22 protein-coding genes are annotated in these 25,370 nt (G+C 73.3%); 14 read left to right on the top strand and 8 right to left on the bottom strand.

Going from position 1 to position 25,370, the window contains the following annotated elements:
* Positions 1–37: 37 nt before the first annotated feature.
* Together ACZ4QV_RS09240 and ACZ4QV_RS09235 are read right to left on the bottom strand one after the other, a co-directional pair.
* A complete protein-coding gene (locus tag ACZ4QV_RS09240) occupies positions 38–1,234 on the bottom strand; it encodes a serine hydrolase domain-containing protein (protein ID WP_361588641.1) in 1,197 nt (398 codons plus the stop codon).
* 123 nt (positions 1,235–1,357) lie between these two features.
* Complete coding sequence (locus ACZ4QV_RS09235; RefSeq protein ID WP_361149757.1) at positions 1,358–3,403, bottom strand: MDR family MFS transporter; 2,046 nt, start codon at positions 3,401–3,403, stop codon at positions 1,358–1,360.
* A 149-nt stretch (positions 3,404–3,552) separates the two neighbouring features.
* Between ACZ4QV_RS09235 and ACZ4QV_RS09230 the strand changes: the two genes are divergently transcribed.
* From ACZ4QV_RS09230 to ACZ4QV_RS09205, 6 genes are all read left to right on the top strand, one after another.
* Positions 3,553–4,740, top strand: coding sequence for an energy-coupling factor ABC transporter permease (locus ACZ4QV_RS09230; RefSeq protein ID WP_361149759.1), 1,188 nt, complete (start codon positions 3,553–3,555; stop codon positions 4,738–4,740).
* Position 4,741: 1 nt separating this feature from the next.
* Positions 4,742–5,503: a cobalt ECF transporter T component CbiQ gene (cbiQ, locus tag ACZ4QV_RS09225; protein ID WP_361149761.1), complete on the top strand. Its 762-nt coding sequence runs from the start codon at positions 4,742–4,744 to the stop codon at positions 5,501–5,503.
* A complete protein-coding gene (locus ACZ4QV_RS09220) occupies positions 5,491–6,315 on the top strand; it encodes an energy-coupling factor ABC transporter ATP-binding protein (protein ID WP_467762728.1) in 825 nt (274 codons plus the stop codon). The genes cbiQ and ACZ4QV_RS09220 overlap by 13 nt, the downstream gene beginning before the upstream one ends.
* Positions 6,316–6,404: 89 nt before the next feature.
* Positions 6,405–7,610: a serine hydrolase domain-containing protein gene (locus ACZ4QV_RS09215; RefSeq protein ID WP_361149767.1), complete on the top strand. Its 1,206-nt coding sequence runs from the start codon at positions 6,405–6,407 to the stop codon at positions 7,608–7,610.
* 85 nt (positions 7,611–7,695) lie between these two features.
* Positions 7,696–7,857, top strand: coding sequence for a hypothetical protein (locus ACZ4QV_RS09210; protein ID WP_361149769.1), 162 nt, complete (start codon positions 7,696–7,698; stop codon positions 7,855–7,857).
* Positions 7,858–7,974: 117 nt separating this feature from the next.
* Positions 7,975–8,790 (top strand): SDR family NAD(P)-dependent oxidoreductase, encoded by an 816-nt coding sequence (locus ACZ4QV_RS09205; RefSeq protein WP_361149772.1) that lies wholly within the window; start codon positions 7,975–7,977, stop codon positions 8,788–8,790.
* Here the strand turns inward: ACZ4QV_RS09205 and ACZ4QV_RS09200 are convergent.
* The 4 genes from ACZ4QV_RS09200 to ACZ4QV_RS09185 all read right to left on the bottom strand — a co-directional run bounded on the left by ACZ4QV_RS09200 (position 8,787) and on the right by ACZ4QV_RS09185 (position 13,885).
* A complete protein-coding gene (locus ACZ4QV_RS09200; protein WP_361149775.1) occupies positions 8,787–9,632 on the bottom strand; it encodes a DMT family transporter in 846 nt (281 codons plus the stop codon). The genes ACZ4QV_RS09205 and ACZ4QV_RS09200 overlap by 4 nt on opposite strands.
* 246 nt (positions 9,633–9,878) lie before the next feature.
* Positions 9,879–11,537: a penicillin-binding transpeptidase domain-containing protein gene (locus ACZ4QV_RS09195; RefSeq protein WP_361617594.1), complete on the bottom strand. Its 1,659-nt coding sequence runs from the start codon at positions 11,535–11,537 to the stop codon at positions 9,879–9,881.
* 133 nt (positions 11,538–11,670) lie between these two features.
* Positions 11,671–12,057, bottom strand: a complete 387-nt coding sequence (locus tag ACZ4QV_RS09190; RefSeq protein ID WP_361617592.1) for a hypothetical protein — start codon at positions 12,055–12,057, stop codon at positions 11,671–11,673.
* Positions 12,058–12,157: 100 nt separating this feature from the next.
* Positions 12,158–13,885 carry a dolichyl-phosphate-mannose--protein mannosyltransferase gene (locus ACZ4QV_RS09185; RefSeq protein WP_361149783.1) on the bottom strand — a complete coding sequence of 576 codons (1,728 nt, stop codon included), beginning with the start codon at positions 13,883–13,885 and terminating at the stop codon, positions 12,158–12,160.
* Between the two features lie 152 nt (positions 13,886–14,037).
* Here ACZ4QV_RS09185 and rsmI point away from each other — a divergent pair, with 152 nt between their 5' ends.
* The 8 genes from rsmI to ACZ4QV_RS09145 all read left to right on the top strand — a co-directional run bounded on the left by rsmI (position 14,038) and on the right by ACZ4QV_RS09145 (position 23,122).
* A complete protein-coding gene (gene rsmI, locus ACZ4QV_RS09180; protein ID WP_361617590.1) occupies positions 14,038–14,907 on the top strand; it encodes a 16S rRNA (cytidine(1402)-2'-O)-methyltransferase in 870 nt (289 codons plus the stop codon).
* Between the two features lie 170 nt (positions 14,908–15,077).
* Complete coding sequence (locus ACZ4QV_RS09175) at positions 15,078–15,557, top strand: hypothetical protein (RefSeq protein ID WP_361149789.1); 480 nt, start codon at positions 15,078–15,080, stop codon at positions 15,555–15,557.
* Positions 15,558–15,614: 57 nt separating this feature from the next.
* Positions 15,615–16,493, top strand: a complete 879-nt coding sequence (locus ACZ4QV_RS09170; protein WP_361149791.1) for a TatD family hydrolase — start codon at positions 15,615–15,617, stop codon at positions 16,491–16,493.
* A gap of 125 nt (positions 16,494–16,618) precedes the next feature.
* A complete protein-coding gene (locus ACZ4QV_RS09165; RefSeq protein ID WP_361637887.1) occupies positions 16,619–18,301 on the top strand; it encodes a ubiquitin-like domain-containing protein in 1,683 nt (560 codons plus the stop codon).
* 90 nt (positions 18,302–18,391) lie between these two features.
* Positions 18,392–19,285 (top strand): 16S rRNA (adenine(1518)-N(6)/adenine(1519)-N(6))-dimethyltransferase RsmA, encoded by an 894-nt coding sequence (gene rsmA / locus ACZ4QV_RS09160; protein WP_361149796.1) that lies wholly within the window; start codon positions 18,392–18,394, stop codon positions 19,283–19,285.
* Positions 19,282–20,187, top strand: a complete 906-nt coding sequence (locus ACZ4QV_RS09155; RefSeq protein WP_361588623.1) for a 4-(cytidine 5'-diphospho)-2-C-methyl-D-erythritol kinase — start codon at positions 19,282–19,284, stop codon at positions 20,185–20,187. Before rsmA ends, ACZ4QV_RS09155 begins: the two co-directional genes overlap by 4 nt.
* A gap of 179 nt (positions 20,188–20,366) precedes the next feature.
* Positions 20,367–22,169, top strand: a complete 1,803-nt coding sequence (locus tag ACZ4QV_RS09150; protein ID WP_361149801.1) for an ABC-F family ATP-binding cassette domain-containing protein — start codon at positions 20,367–20,369, stop codon at positions 22,167–22,169.
* A 236-nt stretch (positions 22,170–22,405) separates the two neighbouring features.
* Positions 22,406–23,122 (top strand): helix-turn-helix transcriptional regulator, encoded by a 717-nt coding sequence (locus ACZ4QV_RS09145; protein WP_361149803.1) that lies wholly within the window; start codon positions 22,406–22,408, stop codon positions 23,120–23,122.
* Positions 23,123–23,131: 9 nt separating this feature from the next.
* Here ACZ4QV_RS09145 and ACZ4QV_RS09140 read toward each other — a convergent pair whose 3' ends face one another.
* Positions 23,132–23,428 (bottom strand): hypothetical protein, encoded by a 297-nt coding sequence (locus tag ACZ4QV_RS09140; protein WP_361149806.1) that lies wholly within the window; start codon positions 23,426–23,428, stop codon positions 23,132–23,134.
* 33 nt (positions 23,429–23,461) lie between these two features.
* Positions 23,462–25,159, bottom strand: coding sequence for a sodium:solute symporter family protein (locus ACZ4QV_RS09135; RefSeq protein WP_361617587.1), 1,698 nt, complete (start codon positions 25,157–25,159; stop codon positions 23,462–23,464).
* Positions 25,160–25,370 lie beyond the last annotated feature (211 nt).

Raw genomic sequence — 25,370 nt, 5'->3', positions numbered from 1 at the left:
TGCCGGGCGCGTGTGCCGCGTCCCGGGCGGCGGGGCCTCAGGCGGCGCGTCCGGTCAGCCCCGGCGCCGCGTACACCGCCTCGACCAGCGCGAGGTTGCGGGTGTCGTCGCCCGTCGTACCGCTGCCGAACCTGTTCATCACATACGCGTACGCCAGCCGGCTCTCCGGGTCGGCGAAGGCGAGGGAGCCGCCCGCGCCGCCATGGCCGAAGGCCGTACGGTTCGGGCCGAAGTAGTGCGCCTCGTTGAGCATGTAGCCGCAGGCCCAGGCGAACGGCAGCGCCTCCTGCGCGAACGCGCCGAGCACCAGGTCGCGTTCGCCGGGACGGCTCTGCCGCTCCCGCAGGGACGCGAGGGTGCCGGGGCCGACCAGCTCGCCGTCGGCCAGCGCGCGGTAGACCGCCGCCAGGCCGCGCGCGGTGGCGTTGGCGTTGGCGGCGGGGACCTCGGCCGAACGGCACGCGGCGCTGTTCACGTCCCCGGTGGGCATATGGCGCATGGCGAGCGCCAGCGGGGCGAACGGGTGGCAGTCCAGGGACCGTACGGCCCCGTCCGGCACGCCCGGGAACGCGCTGCTGAGGACGCCGTCGCCGTCCGGGCCGATGAACCGGGCGCAGCGGCCGTGTTCCGAGGCCGGCGTACCGATGTACAGGTCGGCGCCGAGCGGTTCGGTGATCTCCGTACGCAGGAAGGTGCCGAGCGAGACCCCGGTGACACGGCGGACGACCTCGCCGACCAGGAAGCCGAAGGTGACGGCGTGGTAGCCCTGGGCCGTGCCCGGCTCCCACCACGGCTCGGTGGCGGCGAGGACCGCGCAGGTCTTCTCCCAGTCGTACACGTCCTCGGCCGTCAGCCGCTCCCGGGGGCCGATCAGGCCCGCGCGGTGCGAGAGCAGCCAGCGCACCGGCACCTCGCCCTTGCCGGCCTGCGCGAACTCCGGCCAGTAGCGGGCGACCGGCGCGTCCAGGTCCAACGCGCCGCGGTCGGCGAGCAGGTGGGCGCACAGGGCGGTCATGCCCTTGCTCGTCGAGTACACGTTGACCAGCGTGTCGCGCTCCCACGGGCGGGTGCCGTCGGCGTCCGCGTGCCCGCCCCACAGGTCGACGACGGTCTCCCCGTCCAGGCACACCGCGAGCGCGGCGCCCACCTCGCCGCGTTCGGTGAAGTTGCGCGCGAACTCGGCCCGTACGTTCTCGAACTCGGGGGCACAGGTGCCCTGAACGGCTGCTGCCACGGTCGACGGCTCCTCACACGGGCTGAGTGGTTGCCTCGGCAACCTAACTCCGGGCCAGGACCCCGTCCAGGACGCCGCTGGACACTTGGACGGCCTTGGCGCGTTCCCGCTCCCGGACCGCCGTCAGACCGCCGTCCGCTCCCGGTGCGACGTGTCCTCGTCCAGCAGCCGCGCCGCCATGTTGTCCAGCGCACGCGCCAGCCGGGCGCGGTCCTCGGGGTCCTCCGCCGTCCACCCCTCCAGCCGCTCGTCCAGCCACGTGCGCCAGGCGACGATCAGCCGGTCGATCTCGGCGCGGCCCGCCTCGGTCGGCTCCAGCCGCCCGCCGTCCCCGTACCGCGCGTACCCCGAGGACACCACCCGGGTGAAGACCGGCTCCAGCACCTCGTCCGGCATCCGGTGCGCCTGTGCGACGGCCGTCAGCGACGTCTCACCGTGGATACGCGTACGCCAGTGGATCTGGCCCAGCGCCCACGCCTGGCCGGGCGTGAGCGGGCTGCCGGACGCGGCCAGCACCTCCAGGCTCACCGGCCCCTCCGCCTTGCGCATCGCCCGCGCCACCGCACGCTCCAACTGCTGGTCGGAGTCGGTGGAATCGGGCGCCGCGAAGCCCTCGCCGAGGTCGCCGGCGGCCGCCCGCGCGCTGTCGCGCAGCGGCACCTCCTTGAGGAACCACGCCACCACGAACCCGGCCAGCGCGACCGGCACCACCCACTGGAAGACGTGGTTGACGGTCTCCGCGTACGCGTCGATCACCGGCCTGGCCTGCGCTTCGGGCAGCCGGTGCAGCGCCTGGGGGCTCGCCGCGGCCTCCGGCGGCACGCCCGGGGACTTCGCCAGCGCGGCCTTCAGGCTGGGGTCCAGGCGGTTGCTGTAGAGCGTGCCGAAGACGGCCGTGCCGAAGGACGAGCCGAGGGTACGGAAGAAGGTCACGCCCGAGGTCGCCGAGCCCAGCTCGTGGTAGTCGACCGTGTTCTGCACGGCGATGGTCAGCACCTGCATCGCCAGGCCGATGCCGAGGCCGAGCACGAACATGTACAGGGATTCGAGCCAGACGCCGGTGTCCGCGCCCATGGTCGACATCAGGTAGAGGCCGAGCGCCATCACGCCCGTACCGACGATGGGGAAGACCCGGTAGCGGCCGGTGCGGCTGACGACGACGCCGGAGAGCATCGAGGTGCCCAGCAGCCCGGCGACCATCGGCAGCGTCCGCACGCCCGACATGGTCGCCGAGACCCCGTCGACGAACTGGAGGTACGTCGGCAGGTACGTCATCGCGCCGAGCATCGCGAAGCCGACGATGAAGCTGAGCACCGAGCAGACGGTGAAGACCGGATTGCGGAACAGGTGCATGGGGAGCATGGGCTCCTTGGCCCGCAGCTCCACGAAGACGAAGGCCGCCAGCAGCACCACCGAGCCCACGAACAGGCCGATGATGACCGGCGAGCCCCAGGCGTACTCGTTGCCGCCCCACTCCAGGCCCAGCACCAGGCCGCAGGAGCCCAGCGCGACCAGCACGATGCCGATGTAGTCGATCACCGGGCGGACCGCGGCCCGGACGACCGGCACCGTACGCGCGGCCATCACGACCATCACGATCGCGATGGGAATGTTGACGTAGAAGCACCAGCGCCAGGAGGCGTGGTCGGTGAACAGGCCGCCCAGTGTGGGCCCGACGACCGTGGTCACGCCGAAGACGGCGCCCAGCGCGCCCTGGTACTTGCCGCGTTCGCGCAGCGGGATGACGTCCGCGATCAGCGCCATCGCGGTGACCATCAGGCCACCGCCGCCGATGCCCTGCACGGCGCGGGCCACGACCAGCATCAGCATCGAGGCCGAGGCGCCGGCCAGGACGGAGCCGCCGACGAAGACCACCGCGCTGACCTGGAAAATGATTTTCCGGCCGAACAGGTCGCCGAACTTGCCGACCAGCACCGTCGCGACGGTCTCCGCCAGCAGGTACGCCGTCACCACCCACGCCATGTGCCCGCCGCCGCCCAGGTCCGCCACGATCGTGGGCAGCGCGGTGGACACGATCGTCTGGTCCAGGGCGGCCAGCAGCATGCCGAGCACGATCGTGGTGAAGACGAGGTTGGTACGGCGGCGGCTGAGCGCGGGCGGGGTGCTGCGCGCTTCGGGGGCGGAGGCTTGCGCGGCGGCCGTGGTCATGGACCAAGCCTTTGCGCCAATGCCCCGCTTCGCCACCTTTTGCTGCTGTGGGGGTGACGCGCGGTCGCCGTTTCGCGCCCCGAGCGCTCTTGCGACCCGTTTGCAGTACGGCCACGATGAAGGGATCGCGCGGCTGAGCGGAGACCCTCATGCACGTACCCGACGGATTCATCGACGCCCCCGTCTCGGCCGCCACCGGCGTTCTCGCCGCTGCCGCCGTCGCCGTCAGCCTGCGCGGCGCCCGCCGCGAACTGGGCGGCCCCGAACCGCACGCCGGACTCGGCGCCGAGCGCACCGCACCCCTCGCCGGGCTGGTCGCCGCCTTCATCTTCGCCGTCCAGATGCTCAACTTCCCCGTCGCCGCCGGGACCAGCGGGCACCTGCTGGGCGGCGCGCTGGCCGCCATCCTCGTCGGCCCGTACACGGGCGTGCTCTGCGTCTCCGTCGTCCTGCTCATGCAGGCCGTGCTCTTCGCGGACGGCGGGCTGACCGCTCTCGGCGTGAACATCACCGACATGGCGGTGGTGACCGTCCTCGTCGCGTACGGGATCTTCCGGGGCCTGGTCAAGGTGCTGCCGCGCGGGCGCCGCTCGGTCACGGCCGCGTCCTTCGTGGCCGCCGTGGTGTCCGTACCGGCCGCGGCCGCCGCCTTCACCGGGCTGTACGCGCTGGGCGGCACCACCCACGTACCGATCGGCACCGTCTTCGCGGCGATGACCGGCGTGCACGTCCTCATCGGCATCGGCGAGGCCGCCATCACCGCACTCACCGTCGGTGCGGTCCTCGCCGTGCGCCCCGACCTCGTGTACGGGGCGCGCGGGCCGGCCGAGCCGCTCCGGCTGCGGACTTCCCCCTTGGCCGGGCCCGTGGCGGGAGCGGGGGAGCCCGGTGCCGTGCCGCCGGCGGCGCCCGGCGCCGGTCCGCGGCCCGCCGGTGCCCGGCGCTCCGCCCGCCGCGTCTGGCTGGCCGGCGTCGCCGTCGCGCTCGTCTGCGCGGGCGGCGTCAGCTACTACGCCTCCACCAGCCCGGACGGACTGGAGAAGGTCGCCGGGGACCAGGGCATCGACGCCAAGGCCGAGGAGCACGCCGCGAAGGACTCGCCGCTGGCCGACTACAGCGTCAAGGACATCGCGGACCCGCGGATCTCCGGCGGGCTCGCCGGAGTGATCGGGGTGGGGGCGACGCTCGCCGTCGGCACCGGCGTCTTCTTCGTCGTACGGCGCCGCCGCGGCGCGGCCCGGGACGACGGCGGGACCGACACCGCTGCCTCCGCCAGGCCCGGAACCGGCGCCGGGGACGCCCCGGCGCCGCCGCGGCACAGCCCGGGATCGGCCTGACATGAGCGCCGGGCACGCCCACAAGCTCTACCGGCACGGGCACTCGCCGGTGCACGCCCTGCCACCGCACTGCAAGATCGCGGCGGTGCTCTGCTTCGTCCTGACCGTCGTCGCCACCCCGCGCACCGCCGTCTGGACCTTCGCCCTCCACGCGCTGCTGCTCGCCGCGGTCGCCGCGGCGGCCCGGGTGCCCGCCGGGTTCCTGCTCAAGCGGCTGCTCATCGAGGTGCCGTTCGTGGCCTTCGCCGTCCTGATGCCGTTCGTCGCCACCGGGCCCCGCGTCCACATCCTGGGGACGGCGCTGAGCGAGCCCGGACTCTGGGGCGCCTGGAACATCCTCGCCAAGGGCACGCTGGGCGTCGCCGCCTCCGTCCTGCTCGCCGCCACCACCGACCTGCGCGGCCTGCTGCTCGGCCTGCAACGGCTGCGGATGCCGCCGCTGCTCGTCCAGATCGCCTCCTTCATGATCCGGTACGGCGACGTCATCGCCGACGAACTGCGGCGGATGCGGGTCGCCCGCCTCTCCCGCGGCTTCGAGGCGCGCGGCGTCCGCCACTGGGGCGTCCTCGCCAAGTCCGCCGGCGCCCTGTTCATCCGCTCCTACGAACGCGGCGAACGCGTCCACCTGGCCATGGTCAGCCGCGGCTACACGGGCACCCTGCCCGTACCGGACGCCGCCGCGGCGACCGGCGCCCAGTGGACCCGCGCCGCCGCCCTGCCCGCCGCCGCCCTCGCCGTATGCCTGCTGGGATGGACCCTTTGAACGACCCCGCGACCTCGCCCGTCACCACCGCGCCCGTACCGCCCCCGGAAGCCCCCGTGCCCGTGCCCTCCCTGGAGGTCGCCGGGCTCGCCTACGCCTACCCCGACGGACACCAGGCCCTCTACGGCGTCGACCTGACCGTAGCCCGCGGTGAGCGGGTCGCCCTGCTCGGCCCCAACGGCGCCGGCAAGACCACCCTCGTCCTGCACCTGAACGGCATCCTCACGCCCGGCGCCGGCACGGTCACGGTCGCCGGGCTGCCCGTCACCCGGCACCACCTCGCCGAGGTCCGCCGCCGCGTCGGCATCGTCTTCCAGGACCCCGACGACCAGTTGTTCATGCCCACCGTCCGCGAGGACGTCGCGTTCGGGCCCGCGGCGGCCGGGCTGCGCGGCGCCGAACTGGCGGCGCGGGTCACCGAGGCGCTCGGCCGCGTCGGCATGGCGGACTACGCCGACCGCCCGCCGCACCACCTCTCCTTCGGGCAGCGCCGCCGGGTCGCGGTCGCCACCGTCCTCGCGATGCGCCCCGAGATCCTCGTCCTGGACGAGCCGTCCTCCAACCTCGACCCCGCCTCCCGCCGTGAACTGGCCGACATCCTGCGGGCGTTGGACGTGACGGTGCTGATGGTCACGCACGACCTGCCGTACGCGCTCGAACTGTGCCCGCGCGCCGTCGTGCTGTCCGAAGGTGTCATCACCGCCGACGGGCCCACCCAGCGCCTGCTGAGCGACACCGAACTGATGGCAGCGCACCGACTCGAACTGCCCTTCGGATTCGATCCGGGCTCTGTGACGATCCCCACGCCCTGACGGCACCCCCGCACACCGCGTCCGCCGCCGCCCCTGGTCACCAGCACTGATCCGCGCGTTGCACCATTGATAGGTCACAAACGCGACGGATGAGTGGGAAGCGGGAAACAGTGGTGGACGTCCAGGGCACGGTCGCGGACGGCTTCGAGCCGGTCCGGGACGCCTTCGCGGCCAACTTCGCGCGGCGCGGCGAGCGCGGCGCGGCTGTCGCCGTCTACCGGCACGGGCGCAAGATCGTCGACCTGTGGGGCGGCAGCCGGGACGCCGACGGCCCCGAGGACGGCGCCGCGCCCTGGGAGGCGGACACCGCCCAGGTCATCCGCTCCGCCACCAAGGGCGTCGCCGCCATCGTCCCGCTCCTGCTGCACCAGCGCGGCCTGCTCGACCTGGACGCGCCCGTCGGCACGTACTGGCCCGAGTTCAAGGCCGCCGGCAAGGAACGCGTCCTGGTCCGCCACCTCCTCTCGCACCGCGCCGGACTGCCGGTCCTGGACACCCCGCTCACCCCGGAACAGGCCGTCGACGGCGTCAGCGGCCCCGCCGCCCTCGCCGCCCAGGCCCCCGCCTGGACCCCCGGCACCGAGCACGGCTACCACGCCCAGACCTACAGCTGGCTGCTGGCCGAACTGGTACGGCGGGTCACCGGCCGCACCATCGGCACCTGGATCGCCGACGAGATATCCGGACCCCTCGGCCTGGAACTGTGGGTCGGCGCACCCGCCGACGCGCTCGCCCGCACCGGCCGCCTGGCCGACGTCGAGGCACCGGCCCCGCCCGCCGCGGCCGGACTGCGCGTCCGCCCCAAGCGCAGCGTCACCGACGCCTACCGCGACCCCGCCTCCCTCACCCGGCGCGCCTTCGGCGCCATCACCCCGGCTCCCGACGAGAACGCCGACGCCTACCGCGCCGCCGAACTCCCCGCCTCCAACGGCATCGCCACCGCCCGCGCCCTGGCCCGCTGCTACGCGGCGCTCATCGGCCCCGTCGACGGCCACCCCCGCCTCTTCGCGCCCGCCACCCTCACCCTGGCCCGAACGGAGGAGTCCGCGGGCCCCGACCGCACCCTCGTGGTCACCACCCGCTTCGGCCTCGGCCACATGCTGCACGGCTCCGCCGCGCCCCTCCTGGGCCCCGGCTCCTTCGGCCACCCCGGCCGCGGCGGCTGCCTGGCCTTCGCCGACCCCGAGTCCGGCACCGCCCTCGGTTACGTCACCAACGGGATGCAGCAGAACGTGACGGCCGACCCGCGGGCCCAGGCACTCGTACGGGCGCTGCGGGCGGCGCTGGAAGGCTGAGCGTGGGGCGCACGTGTCGCACGTGGCTCCCGGGGCACCCGTACGCCCTGACGAGCCACTTCGATCCACACGCCAAGGAGCGGACATGGGCGACGAGCGCAAGCTGACGGACCCCCGGGAGGCCGGGCCCGACGAGGACAAGCCGAAGCCGCTGAACAACGAGCGGGACCGCAGCGCCGAGGAGGTCAACGCGGACCAGCCGTCCGTACGCGGCGAGAAGCCGAAGCCCGCACCGAAGCGGTACTGAACCGGCGCCCGGCGCCCGGCACCGGTCTGGCTCGCGGTGCCGGCCCGGCGTGCGGTACCGGCCGGGCACGGCCGACGCCCCCTGTTGCCCGTGGGGCGCATGCGCCAAGGTGGGCGCATGAGGCGATTCGACGGCTACCGCGTACTGATCACCGGCGCCGGCCAGGGCATCGGCGAGGCCACCGCCCGACGGCTCGCCGCCGAAGGCGCGCGGGTCCTGGTCACCGACCTGGACGGGGAGCGGGCCGAGCGGGCGGCGGCCGGCATCCGGGACGGCGCCGAGGTACGCGACAGCGGCGGCACCGCCGAGGCACTCGCCTGCGACGTCGCGGACCGCACCGCCGTCGAGGCGGCCGTCGCGCACGCCGTGCGGCGCTTCGGCGGGCTCGACGTGCTGGTCAACAACGCCTGCCGCTGCACCCCCGACGCCCCGCTCTTCGACGGCCAGCGGGACGAGGACTGGGCCGGCGACCTGGACGTCACCCTCAACGGCGCGTTCCGCTGCGCCCGCGCCGCCCTGCCCCATCTGGCCGCCGCCGGCGGCCGCGGCGCGATCGTCAGCGTCGGTTCGGTCAACGCCGAGCAGGACTTCGGCAACCACGCCTACAGCGCCGCCAAGGCGGGCCTGGCCTCCCTCACCCGCACCCTCGCGGGCGAGGCGGCCGGCCGGGGCGTACGGGTCAACCTGGTCGCGCCGGGCACGGTCGACACCCCCAACTGGGGCGACCGGCCCGAAGCCCTGGAGCGCGCCGCGGCCGAGTACCCCCTGGGCCGCGTCGGCCGTCCCGCCGACATCGCCGCCGCCGTGGCCTTCCTGGCCTCCTCCGACGCCGCCTGGATCACCGGCGTCACGCTCCCGGTGGACGGCGGCATCCTGATCGCCAACACGTCCCTGAGCCGGGCGCTGCACGGCGGACCGGACGGACCGCGCTAGCGCAGCATCAGCGCGATCCCCGCGACCATCAGCCCCGCCGCGGCAAGACGCGGGGCGCCGAAACGTTCCTTGAAGAACAGGGTGCCGATGGCCGCGCCCACGATGATCGAGGACTCGCGGAGCGCGGCGATCGGCGCCAGGTCGGCCCGCGTCTGGGCCCACAGGACCAGGCCGTAGGCGAAGACGGACAGCACCCCGCCGGCCGCGCCGCGCACGGCCACCGGACGTAGCTGGGTCAGGAGCAGCCGGCGCCGGGTGGCCAGCGCGTACACGGGGATCGCCACGCCTTCGAGGACCATCAGCCAGCCGATGTAACCGAGCGAGGTGCCGGAGGCGCGGACGCCGATGCCGTCCACCGTCGTGTACGAGGCGATCGCCAGCCCGGTGGCGAGAGCGGCGACGATGGCCGGCCAGTGCGGTCTCGTACCGGAGCCCCGGATGCCCCACAGCGCCAGACCGACCAGGCCCGCCGAGGCGAGCACCACACCGGCCAGCGCCCAGGCGTCGGGCACCTCCCCGACGAAGACGGCGGCCAGGACCGTGACGGCGAGCGGCGCGGTGCCCCGCGCGATGGGGTACATCTGCCCGAACTCGCCCATCCGGAAGGACTGCATCAGCAGCACCTGGTAGACGATGTGCAGCACGGTGGAGCCGGCGAGCGGGAGCCAGGCGGCGGGCGCGGGCAGCGGCGCGCAGCAGGCCAGCACCGCGCCGCAGACCGCCCCGCCGCCGCCGACCAGCGTGAAGGCGATGAGCTGGTCCTCGATGTGGTGCGCGATCGCGTTCCAACTGGCATGGGTGACGGCGGCGGTCAGGACCGCCGCGACGACCAGGGGGCTCATGCGGCGCGCTCGCGCACGTCGGCCGCCCGGCTCCGGGCGTACGGGGCCGGGACTCCGGGGGCGGCGCCGGGGGCCGGTGGGCGGGGGGCTTCATGACCGTACGGGAAAGGGCGCATGGCCCGCACGCTAGCTGTAGCTGTACGGGCCATGCGATGGTGCGCGGGCGGGGTGGGGGAGATCACCCCGGGGGCCGGGGGAGGCCGCCCCGGGAGACGGCCCCGGCAGGTCGCCCCGAGTCGGAGGGGCTCAGCCCGCCGACAGGATGGACCGGACGACCGGCCCGGCGTTCGAGCCGCCGTGGCCGCTGGCCGGGACGACGGCGGCCGCCGCGATGTCGCCGCGGTAGGCGGTGAACCAGGCGTTCGGCTTCTCCTGCCCGTCGACCTCGGCCGAGCCGGTCTTCGCGCCGATGTCACCGCTGAGCCCGGACATCGCCTCCGCCGCCGTGCCGGACGTGGCGGTCAGCTTCATCAGCGACTTCAGCGCGGACGCGGTGTCCGGCTTCATCGCGCGCGGCGCCTTGGCCAGGGCCCGGCCGTCCAGCGCGGGCGCGACGACGTACGGCTGGTGGAATCCGCCGTTCTGCACGGTCGCGGCGACGGAGGCGACGGTCAGCGGGTTCATCCGCACCCCGCCCTGCCCGATCAGCGAGGCGGCCATCTGCGCGTCGCTCTGCACCGGGACCGCGCCGTCGAAGGTCGGGATGCCGGTCTGCCAGTTCAGGCCGATGCCGAAGACGTCGCGGGCCTGCTTCGTCAGATCGTCGTCCGCGAGCTTGGGCGCCATGGAGATGAAGGCGTTGTTGCAGGAGGCGGCGAAGCTCTGCGCGAAGGTGCCGTTCTTGATCTCGGTCTTGTTCAGGTTCTGGAACTTCCAGCCGCCGACCGTCACGAACTTCTCGCACGGGTGCGGCTTGCCCGGCGCCGTCAGGCCCTTGTCGATGAGCATCGAGGCCGTCACGACCTTCATCGTCGAACCGGGCGCCAGCGAGCCCTGGGTGGCCGTGTTGAAGCCCTTCTCCGGGGAGTTGGCGATGGCCAGGATCTCGCCGGTGCTCGGCTTGAGGGCGACCGCCGACGCCTTCGGCTTGCCCTTGACCGCCTTCTCCGCCGCGGCCTGCACCGTGGCGTCCAGAGTGGTCTTCAGGGTGCCCGGCGTGCCCTTGGAGAGCACCTTCAGCGTCTCGTCGGGCTGCTGCGTGGCCTTGTCACGGGCAGCCCGGTGGACGGACAGCTCCACGCCGGGCTTGCCGTCCGTCTTCTTGCCGTACTTGTCGCGCAGGCTGTCCAGCACCCCGGCCAGCGCCGGGTGCGCCTCCTTGGTCAGCTCGGCGCCGTTGCGGTCCACGGCCTTGATGGGCGGCGCCTCGGCCTCGCCGGTCCGCAGCACGTCGCCCTTGCCCAGCTTCGGGTGCAGGATGCTCGGCGCCCAGGCGACCCGCGGCTCGCCGGTCACCTTGTCGCGCTTGACGGTCAGTGAGGTGCCGTACGAGACGGGCGCCTTCAGGTTCTTGTACGAGATCTGCGCGGCGACCGTGTACGCGACCTTGTCGCCGGTGGCCTTGCCCGGGGTGAGCTTCAGGTCCGTGAAGTGGGTCTGCTTCGGGTACGCGGCCAGGCCGGCGGCGGCCGCCTTCGCGTCGTCCGTGAGGGCGGCGGCCCGGTCGGCGGCGCCCGCCTTCCAGGCGTCGAGGAACTTCCCCGCGGTGCCGGTGACTTCCGCGGCGGACAGCGGTCCCGACTTCACCTCGGGCGCTCCGTCACCGGGCTTGCCGTCCCGGGCCGCGCGGACCTCCTGGGCCGGATCGCCGTCACCGGACCCGCCGAGCAGCGTGTAGCCGCCGACGCCACCCAGGACCAGGGCCACCGCCCCGCCGATCAGCCCGTACCTCACCTCACGGCGCATGTCGCCGATCCCCTCCCGAATCCTCGTTCTTCAGCACGCACACAAGAACGTGCAGCGCACTCTATGGGACACGGGGTGCCGGGGTGAGTCTCGGCCCTGTGCCGCGCGCGACGCGGGCGCCGCACGCGGCGCCTCAGGTGGCCGGCTGCCGCGACAGGGGTCGGCGCTGCCCCGGGACCACTTCCACCGCCGTCACGCGGAAGACCACGGTCCTGCGCCCGTCGACCTCGGTCGTGGCCTGGCGGCCCGTCGCGTTGCCGAGCAGCGGATTGTTGCTCTCCTGCCAGGTCAGGCCCGGGTGCTGCTGCCGTTCACCCCGGATCTCGGCCACCACCCTGGCCTGTTCGATGTCGAGGAACGCGGCGAGGGCCAGCTCCTTGCAGGCGGACGCGACGGTACGCGGCGCACCGTGGCCCCCGACCTGTTCCGGCTTGTTGTGCCCGATGACGTACACGATCTTCGGGGTGCTCAACTGCGGTTCCTCCCCGGCCGTCCGGGGCGCCGGGGCGACGATCGGCATTGACCGGCATCGTTCGATGACGGTCAAGTATGACCGCCGTCCCTGCGCGGACGGCGCTTTCGGCGTACGGAATCCGGCCGTGTCGCCCCTGCGACAGGTCCTAGACCCAGGTGTCGAACCACATCCGGTTGTGCCAGGCGCTCTTGGGGATCGGCTGGCCCGTGTAGATCGGGTAGAAGTAGATGAAGTTCCAGACGATGAGCAGGACGAGCACCCCGGCGCCGACCGCGCCGGCCGCGCGCCGCCGTTCGCCCGACCCCGGCGGGCCGAGGATCGCGCCGATCATCATGGCCAGGGCCAGGCACACGAACGGCACGAACACCACCGCGTAGAACAGGAAGATCGTCCGGTCCTGGTACAGGAACCACGGCAGATAGCCCGCCGCGATGCCGCAGGCGACGGCGCCCGCCCGCCAGTCCCGTTTGAACAGCCAGCGGTAGAGCATGTAGAGGATCGCGAAACAGCCCGCCCACCACAGGAGGGGAGTACCCAGCGCGAGCACTTCCCGTGCGCACCCCTCGGCCGCCTTGCAGCCGTCCTGCCCCATCTTGGGGTCCTCGTAGAAGTACGAGACGGGGCGGCCCTGCACCAGCCAGCTCCAGGGGTTGGACTGGTACGTGTGCGGGGTGGACAGGCCCTTGTGGAAGTCGTAGACCTCCGTCTCGTAGTGCCACAGGCTGCGCAGCCAGTCCGGCAGCCACTGCCAGCCGCCCGCCCGGCCCTCCGGCGTGGCGGTGGCCCAGTCGCGGTGGTAGCCGCCCTTGGTGACCACCCAGCCGGTCCACGTCACCAGGTACGCGGCCAGGCCCACCACGACGGTCGAGACGAACGCGGGCGCCACGTCCCGGCGCAGCACCGCGCGTACGGGGTGCCGGGCACCGGCCGTGCGCCGCGCGGCCACGTCCCACAGCACCGACAGCACGGCGAACGCCGCCAGGAAGTACAGGCCGTTCCACTTGCTCGCGGCGGACAGCCCCAGGCACAGCCCCGCCGCCAGCCGCCACGGCCGCCACCCCAGGCGCAGCCGGTCGCCCACCGACTCGTCCGGCCGGGCCAGGCCGTCCGCGCCGACCGGCAGCGCCGCCGCCAGCCGCGCCCGGGTGCGGTCCCGGTCCACCAGCAGACAGCCGAACGCCGCCACCACCCAGAACATGACGATGAGGTCCAGCAGCGCGGTACGGCTCATCACGAAGTGCAGCCCGTCCACCGCCAGCAGCAGCCCCGCCAGGCAGCCCAGCGCCGTGGAGCGCAGCAGCCGGCGACCGATGCGGCAGATCATCAGCACCGACAGGGTGCCGAGCAGCGCCACCATGAACCGCCAGCCGAAGGGGTTCATCCCGAACGCCCATTCCCCCAGCGCGATCATCCACTTGCCCAGCGGCGGATGGACGACGTAGGAGTGCTCGGGCGAGAGCAGGATCTCCGGGGGGTGCGCCACCAGCGCGTCGTTGGCGTTCTTCGCCCAAGTGCCCTCGTACCCGTACTGGAGCAGCGACCAGGCGTCCTTGGGGTAGTACGTCTCGTCGAATATCACCTTCGCCGGGCTGCCCAGGTTCCAGAACCGCAGCAGGCCGGCGAAGAGCGCGACCAGCAGCGGACCGCCCCAGCCCGACCAGCGCGCCAGCCGGCCCGCGGCGGCCGGGCCCAGGCCCAGCACCGTCCACACCCGCGTCCCCGGTACGGGGAACGCCGGCACCAGCCGCTCGCGGGCGTCGGCCTGCGGCTGCCCGGCGTAGCCGAACCGGCGCAGCCTGCGCTGCCACCGCCGGGGCTGCCCGGCGAGCTCCTCCTCGGCGCGGTCTGCGTCTGTCGCGGTGTCACTCGTCACCGGCCCATCGTAGGGAAGCGGCCTGTGCGGAACGCGGGGGCCGCGCGGCCGGGACCGCAGGACCGGTACGGGCGGGGCGTACGGGGCCGGTGAGCCGCGTGCGGCAGCCGCCACCGGGACGCGCCGCGCCGTACGGCTGGGAGGATGGGGGCGTGACTGGAACGCTGGTACTTGCAGGGACGCCCATCGGCGACGTCGCGGACGCCCCGCCGCGGCTCGCCGCCGAACTGGCGGCGGCCGAGGTGATCGCCGCCGAGGACACCCGGCGGCTGCGCCGCCTGACCCAGGCGCTCGGCGTGCACACGACCGGCCGCGTCGTGTCGTACTTCGAGGGCAACGAGGCGGCCCGCACCCCCGAGCTGGCCGACGCCCTCGAAGGCGGCGCCCGCGTGCTGCTCGTCACCGACGCCGGCATGCCCTCGGTCTCCGACCCCGGCTACCGGCTGGTCGCCGCCGCCGTCGAACGCGGCGTCAAGGTCACCGCCGTGCCGGGCCCCAGCGCGGTGCTCACCGCGCTCGCCGTCTCCGGCCTGCCCGTGGACCGGTTCTGCTTCGAGGGCTTCCTGCCCCGCAAGCCCGGCGAACGCCGCTCCCGGCTGCGCGAGGTCGCCGACGAGCGCCGCACCCTCGTCTACTTCGAGGCCCCGCACCGCCTCGACGACACCCTCGCCGCCATGAGCGAGATCCTCGGCGCGGACCGCCGCGCCGCGGTCTGCCGCGAGCTGACCAAGACGTACGAGGAGGTCCGGCGCGGACCCCTGGAAGAACTGGCAGCGTGGGCGGCGGACGGCGTACGCGGCGAGATCACCATCGTCGTCGAGGGCGCCCCCGAGACCGGCCCGCAGGACCTCGGCCCCGAGGAGCTCGTGCGCCGCGTACACGTCCGGGAGGAGGCGGGGGAGCGCCGCAAGGAGGCCATCGCCGCCGTCGCCGCCGAGACCGGCCTTCCCAAGCGCGAGGTGTTCGATGCCGTCGTGGCGGCAAAGAATGCGGCGCGAACGGGACCGGCGGAAGGTAAATGACTAGCCTGGAAGGTAAAACGTGGGCCGCGCAGCGGGGCCGATTCTCTGCACCCCGCCAAATCTGGGCCAACAGCTGACCGTCCTTGCTGCGCCACCGCCGGGGAAGGCGTCCACTGGGAGGTGGGACGTCCGTCCCCGGAGACCTTGTCCAGCGGGCAAGAGGAGCGGCTATGAGTGACATCGCGCGTACGCCGGGCAGCATCACCACCGGCGCCCACCCCACCCCCCGGACCGACCCCCCGGCACACGAGGCGTACGCCTTCGCGTGCATGAGGTGCGGCCACGGCTGGGAGCAGGCGTACGAGATAACGCACCACGTCGACGCGGACGGGCGCGCGCACTGTGTGTACTACGCGGACGGCGAGCGCGTCCCTTCCCCCCTGACCCGGCCCACCTGCCTGAACTGCGGCGCGCACGTCGTCCGCATCATGCGGGCCGGGCAGGTCTCCATGGTCTCCAAGGCGATCGCGAGTCTGTACGAGCAGCCCTCGGCGGGCGCCGCCGAGGGCAACGCGGGCGCGGGGGCGGGAACCGTCCCGCAACAGGGCGAGCACAGCGGGACCAGCAAGAACACCGCGGACGGTCACCGCGAACGCCACCACTGGCACCTCGCCGACCTGCTGCACCCCTTCCAGCACCACCGCAGGTGAGCCGGCGGCCGCGGTCCCGCCCGGTGGCCGTCACCGGCCCCTCGTAGGATCGCGGCCATGAGCAAGAGCACCAAGGACGCGCCGCCGCCGCTGCCCGAACCGCTTCGGGTGCCGGTGGCGGACTCGCACACCCACCTGGACATGCAGGACGACTCCGTCACGGAAGCCCTGGCCAAGGCCGCCTCCGTGGGCGTGACCACCGTCGTCCAGGTCGGCTGCGACGTGAACGGCTCGCGCTGGGCCGCCGAGACCGCCGCCGCGCACGAGGCCGTGCACGCGACGGTCGCACTGCACCCCAACGAGGCGCCGCGGATCGTGCTCGGGGACCCTGGGGGAAGCCGGTCGCACCAGGGTGCCCGCGAGCCCGGCGGCGACGCCGCCCTCGACGCCGCGCTCGCCGAGATCGACGCGCTGGCGGCCCTGCCGCACGTCCGCGGCGTCGGCGAGACCGGCCTGGACCACTTCCGCACCGGCCCCGAGGGCATGGCCGCCCAGCAGCGCTCCTTCCGCGCCCACATCGAGATCGCCAAGCGGCACGGCAAGGCCCTGGTCATCCACGACCGCGAGGCCCACGACGACGTGTTGCGGATCCTGCGCGAAGAGGGCGCGCCGGACACCGTCGTCTTCCACTGCTACTCGGGCGACGCCGAGATGGCCAAGGTCTGCGCCGAGGCCGGTTACTTCATGTCCTTCGCGGGCAACGTCACCTTCAAGAACGCCCAGCCGCTGCGCGACGCCCTCGCCGTCGCCCCGCCCGAACTGGTGCTCGTCGAGACCGACGCCCCCTTCCTCACCCCCGCCCCGTACCGCGGACGGCCTAACGCCCCGTACCTCATTCCGGTCACGCTGCGGGCCATGGCCGAGGTCAAGGGAATGACGGAGGACGCCCTGGCCAGCGCCGTCGCCGCGAACACGGCGCGCGCCTTCGGCCACTGAGGGGCCCGCGGAGACGGGCGCGGCACCATAGCGCGACGACACTGCGTAGCGGGTCCGCTTTGGAGAGTCACCCGCGCTCCGCTACATTCCGGGCCGACACCCGGACCCGTGGCATGTGGAGCGTCGTGACTCATTCGCAGGGCAGCCACCACCTCGCGCACGGCGGACACGGACCGAGCACCGAGCCGCCGCGTGACGCGACCGTCGAGACCCCCGACCCGTACGGGAGGTACGCGGCGTACGGCGACCACGGGGCGTACGGGACGCGCGGCGGTTACGGGACGCAGGGCGAGTACGGGGCCTACAGCGCGTACAGCGAGTACGGGCCGTACGACGTGTACGAGACGTACGGCCCGTACGGAACGGGCGACCGGTACGAGCGCCACGCCCCGGCACGGGACAGCCGGGCCGGCTCCGCCCCGGCCGCCCCGGCGCACCCGTACCCGGCGCGCGACACCGCCGACGCCCGGCAGCCGGAAGAACCTTCGGGCGGCCCCGCGAGCCCGCCCGGCGCGGGCGAGACCTGGGAGACCCCCGCGGTCCCGGGCCGCGTGCCCCACCAGGGGCCGCTGGTCCCGCTGCACGACGACCTCGCCGGTGTCCCGGCCCCCCGCGCCGGAGGCCGGGCCGCCGCCCGCCGTGCCTCCCGCGGCACCGCCCACCGCCGCGGCATGACCGGCCGGCTCAACGCCACCGACCGCCGCGGCGCCGACGGCACCGAGACCCGCCGCCGCCTGCTCCCGCAGGCCCTCGTCGTGGCCTTCCTGGCCGGCGGCACCTCCGCCTTCATCGCCCACGACAAGGCCGTCCGCATCGACGTCGACGGCGAACCCCGCACCCTGCACACCTTCGCCGCCGACGTCGGCGACCTGCTCGCCGACGAGGACGTCGAGGTCGGCGCGCACGACCTCGTCCAGCCCGCCGCCGACGCCGCGCTGACCAGCGGCGACGAGATCACCGTCCGCTACGGGCGGCCGGTCCGCCTCACCCTGGACGGCGAACGCCGCCAGGTCTGGACGACCGCCGAGACCGTCGGCGGCGCGCTGCGCGGGCTCGGCGTCCGCGCCGAGGGCGCCCACCTGTCCGTCGACCCCGCCCAGCGCATCGGCCGCAACGGCCTCGACCTCGACGTCCGCACCGAACGCAGCGTCACCTTCATCGCCGACGGCCGCGAGCACACCGTCCGCACCAACGCCGCCACCGTCAGCGAGGCCCTCGACCAGGCGGGCATCGTGCTGCGCGGCGAGGACATCACCTCCGTGGCCCCCGAGTCCTTCCCGCGCGACGGCCAGACCGTCTCCGTCCTGCGGATCACCGGCGCCGAGAAGGTCCGTGAGGTGACCATCCCGTTCGAGACGGTCAGACAGGCCGACCCGACGCTCTTCAAGGGCACCGAGACGGTGGTCCGCCAGGGACAGCCCGGTGTACGCCGCCTGACCTACGAGATCCGCACGGTCAACGGCGTCCAGCAGAAGCCCAAGAAGGTCGGCTCCGAGGTCGTCCGCGAGCCGCGCGACCGGATCGTGCACGTCGGCACCAAGCCGATGCCGATGAGCGTCGACGGGGCCGACCACCTGAACTGGGGCGCGCTCGCCCAGTGCGAGGCGGGCGGCCGCCCGGACGCGGTCGACGCGTCCGGCACCTACGGCGGCCTCTACCAGTTCGACACCGGCACCTGGCGCGGCCTCGGCGGCAACGGACGCCCCCAGGACGCACCGGCCAGGGAACAGACGTACCGCGCCAAGAAGCTCTACATCAGCCGGGGCGCGAGCCCTTGGCCGGTCTGCGGGCGCAAGCTGCACGACTAGCGGGCTGCACGACTGAGCGGGGGGGGAGGACGGCCCGGGGCGCGGAGGCGCCGTCGCCGAGCCGCGCCCGGCGCGCCGTAAGCTGCACGGGTGAGCAACAGCAGCCCCACCGACGAGCCCGGCCCCCTCCTCGGCGCCGCCGACATCCGCGAACTGGCCACCGCCCTGGGCGTCCGGCCCACCAAGCAGCGCGGCCAGAACTTCGTCATCGACGCCAACACCGTCCGGCGCATCGTGCGCACCGCCGAGGTACGGGCGGACGACGTCGTCGTCGAGGTCGGCCCCGGGCTCGGCTCGCTGACCCTGGCCCTGCTGGAGGCCGCCGACCGGGTCACCGCCGTCGAGATCGACGACGTCCTGGCCGCCGCGCTGCCGTCCACCGTCGAGGCCCGGCTGCCCGGCCGCGCGGACCGCTTCGCCCTCGTGCACAGCGACGCGATGCTCGTACGGGATCTGCCGGGGCCCGCGCCCACCGCGCTGGTCGCCAACCTGCCGTACAACGTCGCCGTCCCCGTCCTGCTGCACATGCTCGCGACGTTCCCCACCATCGACCGCACCCTGGTCATGGTCCAGTCCGAGGTCGCCGACCGGCTCGCGGCCCGGCCCGGCAACAAGGTGTACGGCGTGCCGTCCGTCAAGGCCAACTGGTACGCCGAGGTCAAGCGGGCCGGCGCGATCGGGCGCAACGTCTTCTGGCCCGCGCCCAACGTCGACTCCGGGCTGGTCTCGCTGGTCCGCCGGGAGAAGCCGGTCGAGACCACCGCGAGCCGCGAACAGGTCTTCGCCGTGGTCGACGCGGCGTTCGCCCAGCGCCGCAAGACGCTGCGCGCCGCGCTGGCCGGGTGGGCCGGGTCGGCGGCCGCCGCCGAGTCCGCGCTGGTCGCCGCGGGCGTGTCGCCGCAGGCCCGCGGCGAGGCGCTGACCGTCGAGGAGTTCGCCCGCATCGCCGAGCACAAGCCCGTCCACGAGGGGAGCGCCGCGTGACCGACCGGTCCGCCGTCACCGTCCGCGTACCCGCCAAGGTCAACGTCCAGCTCGCCGTCGGCGGCGCCCGCCCGGACGGCTTTCACGACCTGGCCAACGTCTTCCTGGCCGTCGGCCTGTACGACGAGGTCACCGCCACCCCCGCGGCCGCCCTGCGGATCACCGCGACCGGCCCGGACACCGACCGCGTCCCCCTCGACCGTACGAACCTGGCCGCCCGCGCCGCGGAACTCCTCGCCGCCCGGCACGGCATCGCGCCCGACGTGCACCTGCACCTCGCCAAGGACATCCCCGTCGCGGGCGGCATGGCCGGCGGCAGCGCGGACGCGGCGGGCGCCCTGGTGGCGTGCGACGCGCTGTGGGGCACCGGCGCCACCCGCGAGGAGCTGCTCGCGATCTGCGCCGAACTCGGCAGTGACGTGCCGTTCTCCCTGGTGGGCGGGGCGGCGCTGGGCCGCGGCCGCGGCGAGCTGCTGACGCCGCTGGAGGTGGGCGGCACGTTCCACTGGGTCTTCGCGGTGGCCGACGGCGGCCTGTCCACTCCGGCCGTCTACGCCGAGTTCGACCGCCTCACCGAGAACACGGACGTCCCGGTCCCGGAAGCGTCCCCGGCCCTGCTCGACGCCCTGCGCACCGGCGACGCGACCGCCCTGGCCCCCGCCCTCGCCAACGACCTCCAGCCCGCGGCCCTCTCCCTGCGGCCGTCCCTGGCCGCCACCCTCACGGCGGGCACCACCGCCGGAGCCCTGGCGGCCCTGGTCTCCGGCTCGGGCCCCACCACGGCCTTCCTCACCAAGGACGCCGACACGGCCGCCTCGGTGGCCGACGCCCTGCTGACCTCCGGCACCTGCCGGGCCGCCCGGGTGGCGGCGGGACCGGTGCCGGGCGCGACGGTCGTCTGACGCGACGCCCGTCCGAGGGGGCGACGGCCCTCGGCGCGGTACGGGGCGCACGGGGCGCCCCGGCCACCCCCGCGGCGCGCGGCGCCCCGATGCGCACTCCCCGCGCGGGAAGCACGCGGGGAAAAGCCTCCGGGGGCCGGACTAGGCTGTCGGGAGGACCCCGACCGATGGAGTGAAGTGTGGCCGTCAACCTCGTCAATCTGGAAGCCGTGGGCAAGGTGTACGGAACCCGTGCACTGCTCGACGGTGTTTCCCTGGGTGTCAATGAGGGGGACCGGATCGGCGTCGTGGGGCGTAACGGCGACGGCAAGACGACCTTGATCCGGATCCTCGCGAAACTGGAGGACGCCGACGACGGCCGGGTGACGCACAACAGCGGACTGCGGCTCGGCGTGCTGACCCAGCACGACTCGCTGGACCCGGCCGCGACCGTGCGCCACGAGGTCATCGGCGACCTCGCGGACCACGAGTGGCGGGGCAACGCCAAGATCCGGGACGTGCTGACCGGGCTGTTCGGCGGGCTGGACCTGCCGGGGCTGGGGCAGGGCCTGGACACCGTGATCGGCCCGCTGTCGGGCGGTGAGCGCCGCCGGATCGCGCTGGCGAAGCTGCTGATCGCCGAGCAGGACCTGATCGTGCTGGACGAGCCGACGAACCACCTGGACGTCGAGGGCATCTCCTGGCTCGCCCGCCACCTGCGCGAACGCCGGTCGGCCCTGGTGTGCGTCACGCACGACCGGTGGTTCCTGGACCAGGTGTGCACCCGTATGTGGGACGTGCAGCGCGGCGACGTCCACGAGTACGAGGGCGGCTACAGCGACTACGTCTTCGCGCGCGCGGAGCGGGAGCGCATCGCGGCGAGCGAGGAGGCCAAGCGGCAGAACCTCATGCGCAAGGAGCTGGCCTGGCTGCGCCGGGGCGCCCCGGCGCGGACGAGCAAGCCGCGGTTCCGTATCGAGGCGGCCAACGAGCTGATCGCGGACGTGCCGCCGCCGCGGGACACCGCCGAGCTGATGAAGTTCGCCAACTCGCGGCTGGGCAAGACCGTCTTCGAGCTGGAAGACGTGACCGTGCAGGCCGGGCCGAAGGTGCTGCTCAAGCATCTGACGTGGCAGCTCGGCCCGGGCGACCGGATCGGCCTGGTCGGCGTGAACGGCGCGGGCAAGACGTCGCTGCTGCGGGCGCTGGCCGAGGCGGCGCGTACGGAGGGCGAGGCGCAGCCGGCCGCGGGGAAGATCGTGGTCGGCAGGACCGTGAAGCTGGCCTATCTGTCGCAGGAGGTCACGGAGCTGGACCCGGCGCTGCGGGTGCTGGAGGCCGTGCAGCGGGTGCGGGAGCGGGTGGATCTCGGCAAGGGCCGGGAGATGACCGCGGGGCAGCTCTGCGAGAAGTTCGGCTTCACCAAGGAGAAGCAGTGGACGCCGGTCGGCGACCTGTCGGGCGGTGAGCGGCGGCGGCTGCAGATCCTGCGGCTGCTGATGGACGAGCCGAACGTGCTGTTCCTGGACGAGCCGACCAACGACCTGGACATCGAGACGCTGACGCAGTTGGAGGACCTGCTCGACGGCTGGGCGGGTTCGCTGGTGGTCATCAGCCACGACCGGTACTTCGTCGAGCGGACCACCGACCGGGTGTTCGCGCTGCTGGGCGACGCGACGCTGCGGATGCTGCCGCGCGGTCTGGACGAGTACCTGGAGCGGCGACAGCAGGTGATCGACGCGGCGGCGCCCGCGTCCGCTCCGGCGCAGGAGGCGCCGAAGCAGAAGCCGGCGGCCGTGACGCGGGCGGCGCAGAAGGAGCTGCAGAAGATCGAGCGGCAGCTCGACCGCATCGGCGAGAAGGAGGCGAAGCTGCACGCGCAGATCGCGGAGCACGCGACGGACTTCGAGAAGGTGGCGGGGCTGGACGCGCAGCTACGGGAGCTGGTGGGCGAGCGGGAGGAGCTGGAGATGCGGTGGCTGGAGCTGGCGGAGGACGCGTGACGGATCGTCACCACCGCCGGAGCCGGCCACGATCGATCAGCTCCGGTGCATCTCCTGTCACATTCGGCCAAGAAACTGGGTCCAGCTCCCCCCGATTGGCCGGGATTTCAGCATGACGACAGGCTTCTTCCTCTGAGGGGGCGCGCAATGTCGAACAAGCGTGTAGCTTCCGGGGGCAAGGGGCCTGGCGGGGGCCGGGGGGCTGGGCTCGCCGGGGGATTTGGGGGGTTGCTGCAATGGGCGTGCGGCTGATGGTGGTCGACGATCACCGACTGCTCGCCGAGGCACTCGCCTCGGCCTTGAAACTGCGCGGCCACCGCGTGCTCGCGGCGGCCGCCCCGAGCGCCGGGGCGGCGGACCTGGTGGTGAGCCGGGCGCCCGAAGTGTGCCTGCTGGGCACCGCGTCCCCGGCCGAGCCGGGCGCCTTCGACCCGGTCGTACGGATCAAGAAGGAGCGGCCGCAGGTCGCCGTCGTGGTGCTCGGCCCGGTGCCCAATCCGCGCGGCATCGCGGCCGCGTTCGCCGCGGGCGCCTCCGGCTACGTACGCCACGACGAGCGCATCGAGGGCGTGGAACGCGCCATGATGAAGGCGCGGGCCGGTGAGGCGGCGATCGCGCCGCAGTTGCTCCAGCAAGCCTTCGAGGAACTGCTGCATCCGGCTGCCCAGCCCGACGACGAGGGCGCCCGGCTGCTCCAGATGCTCACGCCGCGCGAGGTCGAGGTGCTGGTACGGGTCGCCGAGGGCGAGGACACCCGGCTGATCGCGGCCGGGATGGGCATCGCGCCGAGCACCGCCCGTACGCATGTGCAGCGGGTCCTGATGAAGCTGGGCGTGGGCTCACGGCTGGAGGCGGCGGCGCTGGCGGCCCGTACGGGGCTGCTGGACCGGGCGGCCACGCGGGGCGCGGGCGCGCGTGAGGCGGCGGAGGCCGAGGCCGTCCCGCCGCCGTGACGCGCGCCGTCAGTCGGTGTCCTCCTGGAGGGCAGCCAGTTCCTCGGCGGTCGGCGGGACGACCGGGCGCAGCTTGATCCAGGCCAGGAAGAACAGGCCGAGCAGCAGCATGCCCAGGCCGGTCCAGAGGTTGATGTTGATGTCCTCGGCCTTCTTCAGGTCCGCGTCGGAGACGGTGAACCCGGCGATCATGACGATGACGCCGTAGACCGTGAACAGGCCGCCGATGATGAGCCGGATGTCGAAGAGCCGGGCGGCCGTGGCCGACCTGCGCTCCAGTTCGACCTCGTGCTGGTAGTCACTCATGGTGCGTGCGTTCCTTCGGCTGGGTGGCGGGCGTCAGAAGGAGTACGGGAGGTAGCAGAGCGCGGCGAGGACGACGGCGCCCCAGCCGAGCAGGGCCGGCTTGCGGTACCAGGCGTCGTCGCCCTCGGCGGGCGGCTCGTCCAGGCCGGGGACGGGGGTCCCCCCGGCCGAAGGCTGGGGGAGGGTGCCGTAGACCAGGCCGGCCAGCTCGGCCTCGGGCCTGGGCCGCGTGAACAGGGTGACGGCGACCATCACCACGGCGCCGACGACGAAGGCGACGATCGCGGAGACGAAGTTGGCGCCCTGGTCGGTGGGGATGGCGATGATGCCCTGCTTGTAGATCCAGAAGTAGTTGATCATCGCGGCGGTGGTGCCCGAGACCAGGCCCCACACACCGGACTTCATGGAGGCCCGCTTCCAGAACATGCCGATGATGAACACCACGAACATCGGCACGTTGAAGAACGAGAACAGCGTCTGGAGGTAGCCCATGATGTTGTTGAAGCTGGCGGCCAGGAAGGCCGTACCGATGCTGCACAGCACGCCGACGGCGGTCACCAGACGGCCGAACCGCAGGTAGTAGCGGTCCTCGCGGCCGGGCCTGACGTACCTCGCCCAGATGTCGGAGGTGAACACCGTGTTGAACGACGAGACGTTGGCGGCCATGCCCGCCATGAAGGCGGCCAGCAGACCGGTGACCGCGATGCCCAGGACGCCGTTGGGCAGCAGGTCCCGCATCAGCAGCGGAATGGCGTCGTTGTACGTCAGGTCGGACCCCTCCTGGCCGATGCGGGGCACCACGACCGCGGCGACCAGACCGGGGATCATCACCAGGAAGGCGATGAACATCTTCGGGTAGGCGGCGATCAGCGGGGTGCGCCGCGCGGCGGAGAGGTTCTTGGCGGACAGGGCGCGCTGCACCTCGGCGAAGTTGGTGGTCCAGTAGCCGAAGGAGAGCACGAAGCCCAGGCCGAGGATGATCGTCAGCCAGTTGGCGCCGAGCGCGTTGGGCTCGCCGATGCCGGTGCCGTCCCAGGCCGTCAGGAAGCTGTGCCCGTGGCTCTTCTCCAGCGACGAGGTCAGCCCGTCCCAGCCGCCGACCCGCTTGAGGCCGAGGACGCAGATCGGGATGAGCGCGGCCAGGATGACGAAGAACTGCAGCACCTCGTTGTAGATCGCCGAGGACAGACCGCCGACGGTGATGTACGCGAGGACGAACACACCGGCGACGACGATGGCGACCCACTGCGGCCAGCCCAGCAGCGCCTCCACCACGATCGACAGGGCGTAGAGGTTGACGCCCGCGATGAGGATGGCGGCGAAGGCGAACAGCACCGAGCTGAGCAGGTGCGCCGACTTGTCGAAGCGCTGGAGCAGGAACTCCGGTACCGAGCGCACCCGCGAGCCGTAGTAGAACGGCATCATCACCAGGCCGAGGAACACCATGGCGGGGATGGCGCCGATCCAGTACCAGTGCACGACGGCGACGCCGTACTGCGCGCCGGTGGCGGCCATGCCGAGGATCTCGGTGGCGCCGAGGTTGGCGGCGACGAAGGCGAGACCGGTGACCCAGGCGGGCAGCGACCGCCCGGACAGGAAGAAGTCCAGGCTGGTCTTCACGCTGCGCCGGGCGGCGAAGCCGATGCCGAGGACGACGACGAAGTAGAGGGCGAGAATCGCGTAGTCGAGCCCGTTGGTGGGCAGCCGTAGCCCTGCGGCCAAGGTGATCATGGGGGCACTCACTTCTCTGTGCGTGATGAACGCACAGGAAACTACGCGCGGTCCTTGAGAAACTGAAGACTTTTGTTCGTTCTCGTGGCCCCATCGTGATCGGGGCGGGGGCTTTGGAATGGATTGTCCGGGTGCCGATCCGGCCGAGGTCAGGCGTTGACTGGGTTGTTTAGTTGTGCTTCATTATGTGTGTTTGTGTTTGGTGGGTGTG

The organism is Streptomyces sp. NPDC026394, from assembly GCF_055567735.1.
This window is presented reverse-complemented; position numbering and strand designations above follow the sequence as displayed.